The sequence below is a fragment of the Actinomadura sp. NPDC048955 genome (assembly GCF_040649435.1).
GTDB classification, from domain to species: Bacteria; Actinomycetota; Actinomycetes; order Streptosporangiales; family Streptosporangiaceae; genus Spirillospora; species Spirillospora luteofluorescens.
In genome coordinates this window covers 35,398-50,871 of the sequence record NZ_JBEZJI010000063.1, presented here as the reverse complement: position 1 = coordinate 50,871, position 15,474 = coordinate 35,398, and the positions used below count along the sequence as shown (strand labels likewise).

Below are 15,474 nucleotides of genomic sequence, written 5' to 3'. Positions count from 1 at the left end.
CGCCTGCGCACCCCCACCGGCCTGGACGGCGCCCCCCTCCCGGTCGACCTCGCCGCCAACGCCGCCAGCCTCGGCGCCGACGTCATCCGCGCCGCCGACGCCGACGGCTTCAGGAAGGCGCTCCGCCAGGCGATCGCGTCGCCCCGCACGACGGTCGTGCACGTGGAGACCGACCCGCTCGTCGCGGCGCCGGGCAGTGAGGCGTGGTGGGACGTCCCGGTCGCCGAGGTCTCCGGACTGGACGACACCCGGCAGGCGCGCGCCCGCTACGACGACGACAAGAAGGCCCAGCGCCTCTACCTCTGAAAGGAACCCGATGCGTTCTATCCAGCACTGGATCGGTGGTGTCCCGGTGGGCGGGAGCACCTCGGCCGCCGTCCACGATCCGGCGACGGGCCGCCGGTCCGGTGAGGTCGTCCTCGGGCGGCGCGCCGAGGCGGACCTGGCGGTGGGGACCGCGGCCCGGGCGTTCGAGTCGTGGTCCGAGGTGTCGCTGAGCCGGCGGGCGCAGATCATGTTCGCGCTGCGCGACCTGCTGGCACGGCACGAGGACGAGCTGGCCCGCCTCGTCACCGCCGAGCACGGCAAGGTCCTGGACGACGCGCGCGGAGAGGTCGTGCGGGGACGGGAGGTCGTCGAGTTCGCCTGCGGGATCGCGCAGGTGCTCAAGGGCGAGTACTCCGACCAGGTGTCGACCGGCGTGGACGCGTTCTCGTTCCGGCAGCCGCTCGGCGTGTGCGCGGGGATCGTCCCGTTCAACTTCCCGGTGATGGTCCCGCTGTGGATGCACCCGATCGCCATCGCGTGCGGCAACACGTTCGTGCTGAAGCCGAGCGAGCGGGTGCCCTCGGCGTCCAACCTGGTCGCCGAGCTGTACGCGCAGGCGGGGCTGCCGGACGGGGTGTTCAACGTGCTGCACGGCGACCGCGAGACCGCCGACGCCCTGATCACGCACCCCGGAGTGGCGGCGGTGTCGTTCGTCGGGTCCACGCCCGTCGCGCGGCACGTCCACGAGGCGGCGAGCACGGCCGGAAAGCGGGTGCAGGCCCTCGGCGGCGCGAAGAACCACGCCGTGGTCCTGCCCGACGCCGACCTCGACCTGGCCGCGGACCAGATCACGGCGGCGGCGTACGGATCGGCGGGCCAGCGCTGCATGGCCGTCTCGGTCGCGGTCGCGGTGGGGTCCGCCGCCGACCCGTTGGTCGAGCGGCTCGCCGACCGGGCCCGCGCGATCAGGGTCGGGCCGGGCACCGACCCGGCGAGCGAGATGGGGCCGCTGATCAGTGAGGCGGCGCTCGAGCGCGTCACCGGCCATGTCGAGGACGCCGAGCGGGCGGGCGCGAAGCTCGTCGTGGACGGGCGCGGCGCGGCCGGCCCGGGATTCTTCCTCGGCCCCTGCCTGCTGGACGGCGTCGCCACCGGCATGGCGGCCTACCAGGAGGAGATCTTCGGACCGGTCCTGCTGGTGCTGCGCGCCGAGACGCTCGACGAGGCGATCGCGCTGATCAACGCCAACCCCTACGGCAACGGGACGGCGCTCTTCACCTCCTCCGGGGAGGCGGCGCGGCGCTTCCAGCGCGCCGTGCACGTCGGGATGATCGGGGTGAACGTCCCCATCCCGGTTCCGATGGCGTTCTACTCCTTCGGCGGATGGAAGTCGTCCCTGTTCGGTGACACCCACGTCCACGGGGCCGAAGGGGTGCGCTTCTACACGCGCGCCAAGGCCGTCACCTCCCGGTGGCCCGCTCCCGCCGTGGCCGGCGGGACGTCCTCGCCACCCTCCTCAATGGCCTTCCCCACGGCCCGATGAGAACCCGCGCACGGTGCTGAGGGCCTCGTCGAGGGACAGGACGTCGGCGTACTTGGCGCCCAGGTCCAGCAGGTTCGCCTCGTGCAGGCGGCGGTCCCGGTCGCCGCAGGCCTCGTCCACCACCAGCGGCCGGAACCCGTGCTGCAGCGCGTCGGTCGCGGTGGCGCGGATGCAGCCGCTGGTGGTGAGGCCGCAGATCAGCACGGTGTCGATGCCGGACGCGGTCAGGGTGGCCGCCAGCGACGTGCCGTGGAACGCGCTGGCGTACTGCTTGGTGACCACGGTCTCGCCGGGACGGGGGGCGGCCCCCTCGGCGAAGTCGCCGAGGGGGCTCCCTTCCTCGAACACGCGGAGCGCGGGGATCTTGAGGCGGAACAGGCCGCCGTCCGCGCCTCCCGGCCGGTACGCCACGCGGGTGAACAGCACGGGCAGCCCGGCCGCCCGGCCCGCGCCGACCAGGGCCGCGGCGGCGGCCACCGCGTCCTCGACCGGGGCGCGCAGCGGCGACCCGTCCACCAGGTAGGCGCGGACGACGTCCACCGCCAGCACCGCCGGCGACCGGCCGCAGCCGAGGCCGCGGCCGAATCCCGAGGCCCGGTAGCCGGCGGCGAGGTCATCGCTCACCGGCGGTCCCTCAGCGCGGCGGCGGACCGGACGTCGACCGGCGGGCGCGGCGCGGGAAGGCCCGTCTCCTCCTCGCAGCGGGCGAGGATCTCCTCCAGCGGCGGGCCCATGTCGAACACCGGGATCTCCGTGCGCTCCGCGGCCATCCGCTCCCGCAGCAGCCCGGTGGCCTCCTCGTCGACGACGCCCTCCGCGGTGCAGACGACGCCGTAGCCGTCGCGGGCGCCGTCCGCGGTGACCAGGCCCCGCAGGACCTCCAGCGCGACCAGCCCGGCGGGACGGGCGAGCGGATCGCCCCACCCTCCGCCGCCCCAGGTCACGAAGTGCAGGACGTCCCCGGGCCCGACCGGAACGTCATGGATCTTGCTGGGCAGCACCTCCCGGGTGCCGTCCGCCCGGTCGATCCACTTGCGGCCCCGCTCGCCCGGGCGCCCCCCGTTCACCCCCCACGGGTAGGTGAGCCAGCGGTCGTCGTGGATCGCGATCGTGCCGGGCTCCTCGAAGCGGTACGCGACGTCGACGCCGTTGCCGCCCCGGTGCAGGCCCGCGCCGCCGGAGTCGGCGATCGTCTCCCACCGCTCGACGCGCAGCGGGTAGTACGACTCCAGGTACTCGCAGGGGATGTTCACGAACGACGGCCACAGCGAGTGCCCGTCCGGGCCGTCCCCGACGGGGCGTCCCGGCACGCCGCCGAAGCCGATCGAGTACAGCTGGAACCACTCGCCCTCGCGCGGCCCCGAGCCGTAGTGGCCCGAGTACATGAAGTGCGGCGAGGACGAGAAGCCGGCCGCGTTGAGGATCTCCGGGTTGGTCTGGCCGAGCAGCCCGCCGAACAGGTCGAACACCCGGCCGATGCCGTGGTTGCGGGCGTTCAGCGCCGCGGGGCGGCGCGGCTTCCAGAACGAGTCCTCGGGGATCGTCACGTCGATCAGCGGGTAGAAGCCGTCGTTCCAGAGGATCTGCGGATCCGCGACGGTGATCACGTAGATCCCGAAGAACATCCGGACGAGGTTCTCGTTGATGAAGTAGTTCACCGGCCCGACGGCCTGCGGCGCCGCGTGCGAGAAGTCCAGATGGATCTTCTCTCCGGTCCGGGTGAGGGAGATCTTCAGTTCGTACGGGCCGTACCCGCAGCCGTCGTCGCAGATGTAGTCGGCGAACTCCAGCGTCCGGCCGTCCTCGAAGAGGGTGGCCAGCAGGACCTTCATGGCCTGGTAGTTGCGGTCGAGCAGGGCGTCCAGCGCGGACAGGTAGGTCTCGACGCCGAACCGGGCGCACAGCTCGGAGACCCGCCGGGCGGCCGTGGTGCACGCGGCGGTCAGGCCGTTCAGGTCGGCCCGGTTCCAGTCGGGCATGCGCACCTGGTTGAGGATGATGCGCAGCGCCGGCTCGTTCAGCACGCCGCCCTCGTACAGCTTGAACGGCGGGACGACCACGCCCTCCTCGTAGATGGTGCGGGCGTCGGCGGGCATCGAGCAGGGCGTCTTGCCGCCCACGTCCGACATGTGCCCGAACATCGAGGACCAGCCGACCAGCCGGCCCTCGTGGAAGATCGGCACCACCAGCAGCCAGTCGTTGGCGTGGCTGATCGCCGCGCCGCACGCGTACGGGTCGGACGTCATCAGGATGTCGCCCTCGCCGATCGTGCCGTCGAAGTTCTCCAGGAAGTCGGGGACCGAGAGCCCGAACTGGCCGACGACCATCTTGCCCGACGGATCGGCGATCAGCGGGAACTCGTCGTGCTGCTCGCGGATGCCCGGGGACAGCGCGGTGCGGAACAGCACCTCGTCCATCTCCTGGCGGGCGTTGCGCAGCGCGTTCTCGATGATGTCCAGGGTCACCGGGTCGACGTCGACGCGGCCGACGGGCGCGGTCTCGGTCTGCAGGATCTCGGCCATCAGCCCTCCTCGTTCATGGGACGGATCAGCAGGCTGCCGCTCGGGTGCACGGTCGCGGCGTGCCCGGCCAGCACGAGCGTGGTGGAGTCCATCTCGACCACCACGGCCGGTCCGGCCACGACGTCACCGGACAGCAGCCGGGAACGGTCGTAGATGCGGGCGGACGTCGTGGCGCCGTCCATCCACACCTCGGTCTCGCGGACGAGCGCGGCGGACGGGTCGCCCGACCCCTCCGGCAGGACGCGCCACGCGACCTCCGGACGCGGCCCGCTCACCGTGACCCGCAGGTTGATGACTTCGCGCTCGTTGTCGAGCAGGAAGGAGAACAGCCGCTCGTGCTCGGCGTCGAACGCGGCGCCCAGCCCGGCCAGCAGGTCGCCGTCGACGGTGGCACGGTCCACCTCGACCGGGATCTCGAAGCCCTGCCCGTGGTAGCGCAGGTCGATCTGGTAGGTCGCGGTCTGGCTCGCGCGCGGCACGCCCTCCGCCTCCAGCCGCCCGGCGGCGGCGTCGGCCAGTTCGGCGAGCGCGGTGCGCAGCTCGTCGTCGTCGAGGGTGGAGAAGCGGCGCACCATGGTGCGGGCGCTCTCGTCGCGCGGGCAGGTGGTCGCGTCCCCGTAGGCGCACAGGACGCCCGGCGACGGCGGCACGATCACCGGCCAGGAGCCGGTCAGCCGGCCGAGCGCGTTGGCGTGCAGCGGGCCCGCGCCGCCGAACGACATCAGCGCGAAGTCGCGGGGGTCGTAGCCCTGCCGGACGCTGATCAGGCGGAGCGCGCCGAGCATGTTCTCGTTGACGATGTCGATCACGCCGGCGGCGGCCGCCTCGACGCTCGGCAGGCCCATCGCGTCGGCGATGGAGCGCATCGCCTTGCGGGCGGCCTCGGCGTCCAGCGAGATCTCCCCGCCGGCGAGCCGCGTCGGCAGGTAGCCGAGCACGACGTTGGCGTCGGTCACGGTCGGCTCGGTGCCGCCCGACCCGTAGGCGGCCGGGCCCGGGTCGGCGCCGGCCGACTGCGGGCCGACCCGCAGCGCCCTGGTCAGCTCCGGGACGTGCGCGATCGAGCCGCCGCCCGCGCCGACCGTGCGGACGTCGACGCTGGTGGCGCGGACGGTGAGGTCGCCGACGGTGGTCTCCCGGCCGATCCGGGGGCGCCCGTCGAGCACCAGCGCCACGTCGGTGGACGTGCCGCCCATGTCGAAGGTGAGGAAGTCGGGGAACCCGGCCTGCTCGGCGAACCAGACCGCCCCCGTCACCCCGCCGGCCGGGCCGGACAGCAGGAGCGACACCGGGTCCTCGGCGGCCTTGGCGGCCTTGGTCAGCCCGCCGTCGCTGCGCAGCACCGACAGCGGCGCGTCGATCCCGCTGCCGCTCAGCGACCGGTCCAGGTTGCCCACGTAGCGGGACACCTCGGGCTGGACGTAGCCGTTCGCGACGGTGGTGACGGTGCGCTCGTACTCCCGCATCTCCGGCAGGACGTGGCTGGACAGTGACACCGGCACGCCGGGCAGCTCCTCGGCGGCGAGCTCCGCCACCCGACGCTCGTGCGCGTCGTTCGCGTAGGAGTTGATCAGCGAGACCGTCAGCGCCTCGATGCCGGCGCCGCCGAGCCGCCGCAGCTCCGCACGCGCGCGGTCCTCGTCCAGCGGGGCGACGACCGTGCCGTCCGCGGCGATCCGTCCCGGGATCTCCACGGTGTGCTCCAGCCGGGCCAGCGGCTCGGGCTTCGGCCAGATGATCCATCCGGCGAGGCCGCCGGGGACGAACGAACGGCCGATCTGCAGGACCTGCCTGAACCCCTCGGTGGTCACCAGCCCGACCCGCGCGCCGCGGCCTTGGAGGATCGCGTTGGTCGCCACGGTGGTGCCGTGCAGGACGTGCGCCACCTCGTGCATCTCGATCCCGGCGTCCCGGCACACCTTGCGGATGCCGTTGAGCACGCCCTCCGACTGGTCCGCCGGAGTGGACGCCGTCTTGGCGCGGTGGCTGACGCCGGTCCGCTCGTCGACCAGCAGCACGTCGGTGAACGTGCCGCCCACGTCGACGCCCAGTCGATATCCCATCTGCTCTCCCGGTGCTGTGCTCAGATGACGCCGCGCTCCGACAGCGCGGCGATCTCGTCTTCTGGTAGGTCCAGGAGGCCGCCGTAGACCTCCCGGTTGTGCTCGCCGAGCCCCGGGCCGGGCCGGCGGACCGACCCCGGGGTCTCGCTGAGCCTGGGGAACGCGTTGTGCATCGGGAGCTCGCCGAAGTCCGGGTGGACGAGGCGCACGATCGCCTCCCGGGCGGCGAAGTGGGGATCGTCGAACATGTCCTTGGCGGTGTAGATGCGGCCGGCCGGGACGCCGCCGGCGTGCAGCAGCTCCAGCAGGTCCCCGGTCTCGATCCCGGCCGACCAGGCCGAGATGATCCCGTCCAGCTCGGCCATGTTCCGGCCCCGGTCGGCGTGCCCGGCGAACCGGGGGTCGGCGCTCAGCTCGGGCCGCCCCATCGTCCTCGCGAGCCGTCCGAACACCGTGTCCTGGTTGGCGGCGATCAGGATCATCTCGCCGGACGCGGTCGGGTAGACGTTGCTGGGCGAGACGTTCGGCAGCACGGAGCCGGTCCGTTCGCGCTGGTAACCGGCGACCGCCCATTCGGGCAGCAGCGACTCCATCATCGCCAGCACCGCCTCGTAGATCGCCGAGTCGACGATCTGGCCGCGCCCGGTGGCGCCGCGGTGGTGGACGGCGACGAGCGCGCCGATCGTGGCGAACACCGCCGCCAGCGAGTCGCCCAGCGAGATCCCGGCGCGGGCGGGCGCGCCGCCGGGATCGCCGGTGACGTAGCGGATGCCGCCCATCGCCTCGCCGATCGACCCGTAGCCGGCGCGGGGCGAGTAGGGGCCGGTCTGCCCGAACCCGGACACGCGCACCAGGATCAGGCCCGGGTTCGTCTCGCGGAGCCGGTCGAAGCCCATCCCCCAGCGCTCCAGCGTGCCGGGCCGGAAGTTCTCGACCACGATGTCGGCGCGGTCGATGACGCGCCGGGCGAGGTCCTGCCCCTCGGGGGTGCGCAGGTCGCAGGTCACCGACTTCTTGTTGCGGGCGACCACCGGCCACCACAGGGACTTGCCGTGCGGCTTCTCGCGCCCCCACTGGCGCATCGGGTCGCCGGCGCCGGGCGACTCCAGCTTGATCACCTCCGCGCCGAAGTCGCCGAGCAGCTGGCCGCAGAACGGTCCGGCGAGCAGCTGCCCCATCTCCACGACCCGCAGGTCGGCGAGCGGGCCCCTGGCGTCCGGTGCGGCGCCGTCGTGCGTTGACATCTAGCCGGTCCTCGTTTCCGTGTGGTCGTCCTGGTCGTTCTGGTCGCCCGGGGTGCGGGCGGCGCGCAGCAGCACCGCCTTCGCGGCGAGCACGTGCGCCCGCATCACCGACTCGGCCCACGTCCCGTCGCGGGCGCGCAGTGCGGCGGCGAGCTCGCGGTGGTGCGCGGAGCTGCGGGCCAGGTCGGCGGGGGAGTAGCGGTGGAAGGTCCGCATCACGAGCGGGAGCTGCACCACCGCGTTGAGCATGGACACGAGCCGGCCGCTGGCGGCGGCGGAGCGGACGATGTCGTGGAACTCGGCGTTGAGCTCCGCGACCCGGTCCAGGTCCTGCCCGGCCCCCGGCTCGACGGCCGCCTCCATCAGCGCGCACAGCTCGTCCATCCGGTCCGCGTCCGCGTCGGTGACGCGGGCGGCGGCGCGCCGTGCGGCGGCGCCCTCCAGCAGCATCCGCAGGTCGTAGATCTCCTCCAGGTCCTCGGGCGTCCAGTCCGGGACCCGCGCGCCGCGGTGCGGCAGCACCTCCACCAGGCCCTCGACCTCCAGCCGCCGCAGCGCCTCCCGGACGGGCGTCCGGCTGGAGCCGGTGGCCTCGGCCAGCTCGGCCTCGCCGATCCGCGCCCCGGGCGGGTGGACGCCGTCCAGGATGTCGGCGCGCAACCGTGCGTAGACACGGTCCACGGCACGGACCATCCGAACCTCCTTCGGTCGATTGCATGCAAGATAGGCAGAACGTGAGTCTTGACGCAAGAGTCTTGCCAGGACAATCCTGCAGATGACTCAAGATTGCATACAAAGGATGCTCATGGTCGAACTCATCGAGGTGGCGCCCCGAGACGGGCTGCAGAACGAGTCCGCGATCCTCGCGACCGCCGACAAGGTGCGGCTCATCGAGCGCAGCGTCGCGGCGGGCCTGCGGCGGATCGAGGCCGTCAGCTTCGTGAACCCGAAGCGCGTCCCGCAGATGGCCGACGCCGAGGCGGTGATGGAGCGGCTCCCCAGGCCGGACGGCGTCGGCTACGCGGGGCTCGTCCTCAACCGGCGCGGGCTCGACCGCGCGCTCGCCGCCGGGGTGGACGAGGTCAACGTCGTCGTCGTGGCCACCGACGAGTTCAGCCGCCGCAACCAGGGCTGCACGGTCGAGGAGGGCGTCGCCGCCTGGGCGGCCGTCGCCGCGGAGGCCCGCGCCGCCGGGCTCCGCCGCACCGTGACGATCGCCGCCGCCTTCGGCTGCCCCTTCGAGGGCGAGGTCCCCGCGGACCGCGTGCTCGACCTGGTGCGGCGGGTCGCCGAAAGCGAACCCGACGAGATCGCCGTGGCCGACACGATCGGTGTCGGCGTGCCCGCCCAGGTCCGCACGCTGCTCACGGGCGCCGCCGAGATCGCCCCCGGCGTCCCGCTGCGCTGCCATTTCCACAACACCCGCAACACCGGCTACGCCAACGCCCTCACCGCCCTCGAATGCGGGGTGAGCGCCCTGGACGCCAGCACCGGCGGCTTCGGCGGCTGCCCGTTCGCGCCCGCCGCCACCGGCAACATCGCGACCGAGGACCTGCTGTACGCCCTGGACCGCTCGGGGGTCGACACCGGAGTCCGGATGTCCGCCGTCGCCGAGACGGCGGCCTGGCTCGGCGAACGCCTCGGAAAGCCCGTGCCCGCCCTGCTCGGCCGCGCGGGTCCGTTCCCCGGCTCCTGATGGGCGGCGCGTTCACGGCCGCCGCGCCCCGGAGCGGCAGGGCCCGCCGGGCACCCGGTTCGGAGGGCCCCGCCGCGTTCCGGGGACGTGCCTACCGCGCGGGGGCGAGCAGGCCGTCGTCGCGGATCGACCGGAGGACGTCGCGGGCCGCGTCCAGCGTGCGGTCGATGTCCTCCGCCGTGTGGGCGGCGGAGATGTGGTTGCGCTTGAGCGCGAGAGGGAGCATCAGGAAGCCGCGGTCGGTCATGCGGCGGTGGAAGGCCACGTAGGCGGCGTCGTTGTTGCGCATGAGGTCGCGGTAGCCGCGGACGGGGGCCTCGGTGAAGTAGAGGGCGAACACCCCGCCGAAGCCCGCCGCGGTCCCGGCGACGCCGAGTTCCTCGCAGATGCCGGTGAGCCCGGCGCGCATGCGGTCGCCGAGGGCGTGGGTGCGCTCGTAGAAGTCAGGATGGTCGCGCAGGTAGGTGATGGTGGCGATGGCCGCGGCGGACGAGACCGGGTTGCCGTTGAAGGTGCCGGCCAGCAGCACGTCGCCGCCCGCGGAGCTGAAGTGCTCCATCAGCCGCCGGGGGCCGGCGAGGCCGGCGATCGGGTAGCCGTTGCCCATCGCCTTGCCGAAGGTGGTCAGGTCCGGCAGCACGCCGCAGACCTCCTGGTAGCCGCCCGGCGCGTGGCGGAATCCGGTGATCACCTCGTCGAAGATCAGCAGTGAGCCGCGCTCGGCGGTCAGGGCGCGCAGCCCCTCCACGAACTCCCGCTCGGGCACCAGGGCGCCGACGTTGTGCGGGATCGGCTCCACGATCACGGCGGCGATCAGGCCGGGGTGCCGCTCGTAGAGGGCGCGCACGGACTCCAGGTCGTTGAACTCGGCGATGAGCGTGGAGCCCAGCGCCTCGGGCAGGATGCCGCGCGACAGGGGATCGTCGCCGTAGGCGCGCTCCGGCGCGGAGATGACGTTGCGGGCGACGGCGTCGTGCCAGCCGTGGAAGCCGCCCTGGAACTTGACGATCAGCGGGCGGCCGGTGACCGCCCGGGACAGCCGGATCGCCTGCGCGGTGGCCTCGCTGCCCGACATCGCGGAGATCATCTGCTCCGCGGACGGGATCGTCTCGACGACCAGCCGGGCGAGTTCGATCTCGGTCTCGGTGACGCCCCAGCCGACCAGGTCGAGCCCGCCGACGGCGGCGCGCACCGCGTCGTCCACCTCGGGCGCGGCGTGGCCCAGCAGGATCGCGCCGAACGCCGCGTGGTAGTCGAGGTAGCGGCGGCCGTCGGCGTCGGTGACATGGGCCCCGGACGCCGCGGTGAGCGCGTGCGGCGCGCCGACCAGACGGGTCGCGGAGTTGACGCCGCCGGGGATCACGGTCCGCGCGGCGGCGAGCAGTTCCGCGCCGCGCGATCTCTGCCCGGCCAGCTCGGCGGTGGTCATTCTGGGAGCCCCCAAGTGGTTGACGAAGATGGATCGGAGCCGTTCGGTCGAATAGTTCATGGAAAGGTGTTCCATGTCAACGGGTTGGATGACAGTCGCGCCCTGACCAGCGTTGGCTCAAGGTTTTTTCCGGCCGACCCTTGACATGTGAATGGTTTGACGATCAGGATCCGTCGGCATGGAATCCCATTCCGTGCCGGTTCCGGTGCTGCTCGTCGGCACCGGTTTCATCGCCGCGCAGCACGCCGCCGCGATCCATGCCGAGCCCCGGCTGGAGCTCGCCGGCGTGGTCGACGTCGACCCGGCGCGGGCCGCCGCCGCGTCCCGCGCCAACGGGGGCGTCCCGGCCTTCGCCGACCTCGCCGCGGCGCTGGCCGGGACCGGCGCCGGCGGCTGCGTCGTGTGCACCCCGAACGACACCCACGCGGACATCGCCGTCCAGGTCGCCGAGGCGGGCGCCCATCTGCTGATCGAGAAGCCGCTCGCCACCGGGGTGGCGGGGGCCCGGCGCGCCGTGGAGGCGTTCGCCGCGGCCGGGCGGGTGCTGATGCCCGCGCACAGCCACCGCTACTACGACTACGCGCGGACGGTCCGGGACGTCCTGAGTTCCGGCGAGCTCGGCACGGTCGACCTCGTCCGGCTGTCCATCCTCGGCGGCTGGATCTGGCCGGACTGGCGCGGCTGGATGCTCGACCCCGTCCGCTCCGGCGGGCACGCCCTGCACAACGGCGTCCACCTGCTGGATCTCGTCACCTGGTGGACGGGCGACACCCCGGAGAGCGTGTACGCGCGCGGCCGCCGCCAGACCGCCGCCGAACTCGGCGTCCACGACTACCTGGAGATGACGGTCTCGTTCGGCGGCGGTGCGACCGCCGTGTGCGAGATGAGCCGCGGGCACCGCCCGGCCTCGCTCGCCCGCCGCGACGTCATGGTCGCCGGCACCGGCGGGATCCTCACCCTGCCCTGGGACGGCGAGGCGGGGACCGTGACCGACGAGGCGGGCACCGCGCTGCTCCCGCCCGGCGGCGCCGACGGGTTCGCCGCCCAGATCGGCGCCTGGGCCGACGCCGTCACCGGAGGCCCGCCGGCCGTGACGGGCGCCGACGGGCTGCTGGCCGTGGCGATGGGCGTCGCCGCCGAACGATCGATCGCGACCGGCGCGCCCGTCCGGGTCGCCGACGTCCTGAAGGAGGCGCCCTGATGCGCGCGCTGAGGGTGCTGCCCTGGGGGTCCGGCGGTTTCGGGACCCAGGACCACCAGCACGACATGTACCTTCCCGCGTTCCACGAGCACGCCGGGTTCACGGTCGTGGAGAGCGGGCTGCCCGACCTCACGCGCGCCGTCCGGGAGACGGGAGCCGAGGTCGTGTGCGTGTGCGCGCCGCCCGCCGAGCGGGCCGCCCGCGTCATCGAGGCCCTGCGCGCCGGCTGCCACGTCCTCGCCGACAAGCCGCTCGCCCTGGACGTCGCGGAGATCGAGGCGATCGCCGCGGCCGCGGCGGAGACGGGCCGGGTCTGCATGCCCGCGCACCACCACCGCTTCGGCGCCGCCGTCCAGGCCGCCGCGGGCGCGCTCGCCGCGGGACGCGTCGGGCTGCCCTGGAACGTGCAGGCCGACTTCCTCGTCGACGGCGGCGACCCGTGCCCGGAAGGCGAACTCGCCAACTTCGGCCTCTATCCGGTGGACGTCGTACGGGCCCTCACCGGTCAGGCCGTCCGCCGCGTGCACGCCCTGCGGGCCGGCGGACGCGGCGCGATCACCGTCCTGCTGCTCGACCACGAGCACGGCCTGACCAGCACGATCACCGTCGGCCGGCTGCGCGGCACCGCGGACGCCCCCGGCATGGCGCTGCACCGCTACCGCGTCAGCGGGTCCGGCGGGGTCATGGACGTCGACGCCGCCCGGCCGGGCGCGTCCGTCCGGACGGTGACGGGGAACCGCGCCGCCTGGCACGGCCCCGGCACCGTCGGCCGGATGCTCACCGCCCTGCACACCGCCGTCGTCACCGGGCGCCCGCCGGAGGCCGGCCCGGCCGACGCCCTCGCCGCGCTGCGCGTCACCGACGCCGCGGCCCGCTCGCTCGCCCTCGGCACGCCCGTGCCGATCGACTCCCCGGAGGTCTGATCCATGAAGTTCGCGACGTACCGCCTGCCGGACGGCGGAGTCCGCCACGGCGAGGTCGTCGACGGCGGTCGCGTCACCGACCTCGGCCCCGGCGACCTCACGCCCGTGGTCGCCGCGCTCGCGGACGGCGGACCCGGTGCGGCGCCGTCCGGTGGACCGGCCCGCGCCCTGGACGAGGTGACCCTGCTCGCGCCGCTGCTGCGCCCGGGCAAGGTCCTCGCGGTCGCCGCCAACTACCAGGAGCACGTGACCGAGACGGGCGGGGATCCGATCGACAAGGCGCGGATCTCGCCGCGGCTGTTCATCAAGCCCGCCACCTCCGTCAGCGGCCCCGGGGAGGAGATCGCGCTGCCGTCGGTCAGCCCCAGCATCGACTGGGAGGCCGAGCTGGTCGCGGTGGTCGGGCGCGGCGGCAAGGACATCCCGGTCGAGGACGCCCTCGCCCACGTCGCCGGCTACACCATCGGCAACGACGTGTCGGCGCGGAAGATGGACTACGGCCACGAGCGCGACACCGGCGATCCCGCGGTCGCGTTCTTCGACTGGCTGAACGGCAAGTGGCTCGACGGGTTCGCCGCGCTGGGCCCCTACCTCGTCTCCGCCGACGAGGTGCCCGACCCGCAGAGGCTCGAGGTGACCCTGGAGGTCAACGGGCGGGTCCGGCAGCACGGCGACACCGGTCAGATGATCTTCAACGTCGCGGAGCTGGTGGCGTTCGCGTCCCGGCTGATGACGCTGGAGCCCGGCGACGTGCTCTACACCGGCACGCCGTCCGGGGTGGGACTGGCATCGGGGGAGTTCCTGTCCGCAGGCGATGAGATGACCGTCCGCGTGAGCGGGCTCGGAAGCCTGGTGAACCGCGTCCGCTGAGCGGACCAGTGGCCGGGCGCGCTCCCGGCCACCGCCGAGAAGAGGCAAGTCAATGACCATTCGTTCCGGCAGACCGGCGGCCGGCGCAGCCCGGCGGGCCGCCGCGGCCGTGCTGGGCGGCGTCCTCGCGGCCGCCGCGCTCGCCGCCTGCAGTTCCGACCCGACGCAGAAGTCCTCCGGCGGCGACGCCGGCGTACTGAACATGTACCTGTACCAGAAGCCGAAGACGTTCAGCCCGCTCGCGCCGAACAACGGCCCCGACCAGCTGGTCATGTCGTTCGTCTTCGACTCGCTGTACGGCGCGGACGCGTCCTACGGGCTGAAGCCGCACCTGGCCGCCGCCGCGCCGGAGGTGTCCGGCGACGCCAGGACCATCACCCTCAAGCTGAGGCCGGGCCTGAAGTGGAGCGACGGCAAGCCGCTCACCTCCAAGGACGTGGTGTTCACCTACACCGCCCTCGCCAACCCGGCGACCGGGAGCGCGCAGGCGGGCAAGTTCGCCGCGGTGACCGGCGCCAAGGCCCTCGCGGACGGCGAGGCCGACTCGCTGGCGGGGCTGACCGCGCCCGACGCCGCCACCGTGAAGATCACCACGACGCGCCCGGCGGCGGGCCTGCCCGGACTGATCGGCAACACCCCGATCCTGCCGGAGCACGTCCTCGGCGGCGTCCCGGCGAAGGGGCTCGGCGACAACGGGTTCTTCACCAAGCCGACCGTGGGCTCGGGGGCGTTCGCCTTCGTCGACTACAAGACCGACCAGTACGTCGAGCTGAAGGCCAACCCCCACTTCCGGGAACCGGTGGCGATCAAGAAGGTGTACCTGAAGCCGGTGACCTCGGACGTGGCCACCGCACAGCTGCGCACCGGCGAGATGGACCTCACCCAGGTCTCGCCGACCGACCTGCCCACCGTCAAGAAGATGGACGGTGTCAGGGTGGTCTCGGCCAAGAGCCCCGGTTACACCCGGATCGCCCTCAACCAGACCCAGGGCCGGTTCAAGGACGCGCGCGTCCGGCAGGCGCTCCTCACCGCGATCGACCGCAAGGGACTGGTCGACAAGGTGCTCGGAGGCGCCGGCACGGTCGTGAACTCCAGCTTCTACGGGGACGCCGGCGCGTCGGCGAAGGAGGGCTACGCCTACGACCCCGGGAAGGCCAAGAGCCTGCTCGCCGCCGCCGGCTGGGACGGCTCCAAGCCCGTCACGCTGTCGTGGATCCCCGGGCAGCGCGACCGCGACACCGCCGTGACGGTGATCCAGAGCCAGCTGAAGGCCGTCGGCGTGAACGTGGAGCTCAAGCAGGTGCAGGCCGACGAGCTGCTCTCCTCGTACGAGAAGAAGTCGTTCGACATGGCCCTGTTCGGCGGCGGCAACTACGCGACCGAGCCGTCCACCGTCGCGACCATCGACGCCTGCGACCAGGGCTACCCCGCGGGCGGCAACATCGGCCGCTTCTGCGACCCGAAGCTCGACGGACTGCTGTCCAGGGCCGACGCGGTCGCCGACCCGGCGCGCCGCAAGGGCCTGTTCCAGCAGGCCGCCGAGGTCGAGAACGCGCAGGTCCCGTACCTGTGGCTCTACAACCCCGACGCGGTCTGGGCCTTCCGGACGCGCCTGTCGGGCTTCGAACCGTCCGGCCTGCCGACCAACGAGGTCGGGACCTGGGACTTCGCGAACTGGAAGCTGAGCTGACCGGACCGGGGCCGGGGCCGCTCGCC

The 15,474-nt window shown here is 73.4% G+C and carries 13 protein-coding genes; 7 read left to right on the top strand and 6 right to left on the bottom strand.

Going from position 1 to position 15,474, the window contains the following annotated elements:
• A partial coding sequence (locus AB0C84_RS37900) for a thiamine pyrophosphate-dependent enzyme (protein WP_361075586.1) occupies positions 1-306 on the top strand: 306 nt, incomplete at its 5' end.
• 10 nt (positions 307-316) lie between these two features.
• Positions 317-1,810, top strand: a complete 1,494-nt coding sequence (locus AB0C84_RS37895) for a CoA-acylating methylmalonate-semialdehyde dehydrogenase (protein ID WP_361075584.1) — start codon at positions 317-319, stop codon at positions 1,808-1,810.
• On the opposite strand, the gene AB0C84_RS37890 is transcribed toward AB0C84_RS37895, so the two are convergent.
• The 5 genes from AB0C84_RS37890 to AB0C84_RS37870 are packed head-to-tail and all read right to left on the bottom strand — an operon-like array spanning position 1,784 to position 8,332.
• Entirely contained in the window at positions 1,784-2,434 is a 651-nt protein-coding gene (locus AB0C84_RS37890; protein WP_361075582.1) for an isochorismatase family protein, read from the bottom strand. The genes AB0C84_RS37895 and AB0C84_RS37890 overlap by 27 nt on opposite strands.
• Complete coding sequence (locus AB0C84_RS37885; RefSeq protein WP_361075579.1) at positions 2,431-4,332, bottom strand: hydantoinase B/oxoprolinase family protein; 1,902 nt, start codon at positions 4,330-4,332, stop codon at positions 2,431-2,433. Before AB0C84_RS37885 ends, AB0C84_RS37890 begins: the two co-directional genes overlap by 4 nt.
• Positions 4,332-6,395, bottom strand: coding sequence for a hydantoinase/oxoprolinase family protein (locus AB0C84_RS37880; protein ID WP_361075576.1), 2,064 nt, complete (start codon positions 6,393-6,395; stop codon positions 4,332-4,334). Before AB0C84_RS37880 ends, AB0C84_RS37885 begins: the two co-directional genes overlap by 1 nt.
• Positions 6,396-6,415: 20 nt before the next feature.
• Complete coding sequence (locus AB0C84_RS37875; RefSeq protein ID WP_361075574.1) at positions 6,416-7,639, bottom strand: CoA transferase; 1,224 nt, start codon at positions 7,637-7,639, stop codon at positions 6,416-6,418.
• Positions 7,640-8,332, bottom strand: coding sequence for a GntR family transcriptional regulator (locus AB0C84_RS37870; RefSeq protein ID WP_361075572.1), 693 nt, complete (start codon positions 8,330-8,332; stop codon positions 7,640-7,642). It lies immediately after the preceding gene.
• A 112-nt stretch (positions 8,333-8,444) separates the two neighbouring features.
• Between AB0C84_RS37870 and AB0C84_RS37865 the strand changes: the two genes are divergently transcribed.
• On the top strand, positions 8,445-9,335 hold the full coding sequence (locus AB0C84_RS37865; protein ID WP_361075569.1) for a hydroxymethylglutaryl-CoA lyase: 891 nt from the start codon (positions 8,445-8,447) through the stop codon (positions 9,333-9,335).
• Positions 9,336-9,426: 91 nt separating this feature from the next.
• Here AB0C84_RS37865 and AB0C84_RS37860 read toward each other — a convergent pair whose 3' ends face one another.
• Complete coding sequence (locus AB0C84_RS37860) at positions 9,427-10,764, bottom strand: aspartate aminotransferase family protein (RefSeq protein WP_361075566.1); 1,338 nt, start codon at positions 10,762-10,764, stop codon at positions 9,427-9,429.
• 178 nt (positions 10,765-10,942) lie between these two features.
• Between AB0C84_RS37860 and AB0C84_RS37855 the strand changes: the two genes are divergently transcribed.
• From AB0C84_RS37855 to AB0C84_RS37840, 4 genes are read left to right on the top strand one after another with little or no spacing between them, the layout of a single operon-like run.
• The gene (locus AB0C84_RS37855; protein ID WP_361075564.1) at positions 10,943-11,965 is read left to right on the top strand and encodes a Gfo/Idh/MocA family oxidoreductase; all 1,023 of its coding nucleotides are present in this window, start codon (positions 10,943-10,945) and stop codon (positions 11,963-11,965) included.
• Positions 11,965-12,888 (top strand): Gfo/Idh/MocA family oxidoreductase, encoded by a 924-nt coding sequence (locus AB0C84_RS37850; RefSeq protein ID WP_361075561.1) that lies wholly within the window; start codon positions 11,965-11,967, stop codon positions 12,886-12,888. Before AB0C84_RS37855 ends, AB0C84_RS37850 begins: the two co-directional genes overlap by 1 nt.
• Before the next feature lie 3 nt (positions 12,889-12,891).
• Entirely contained in the window at positions 12,892-13,758 is an 867-nt protein-coding gene (locus AB0C84_RS37845) for a fumarylacetoacetate hydrolase family protein (RefSeq protein WP_338743631.1), read from the top strand.
• A gap of 52 nt (positions 13,759-13,810) precedes the next feature.
• Positions 13,811-15,448 (top strand): ABC transporter substrate-binding protein, encoded by a 1,638-nt coding sequence (locus tag AB0C84_RS37840; RefSeq protein ID WP_361075558.1) that lies wholly within the window; start codon positions 13,811-13,813, stop codon positions 15,446-15,448.
• The last annotated feature ends 26 nt before the right edge of the window (positions 15,449-15,474 follow it).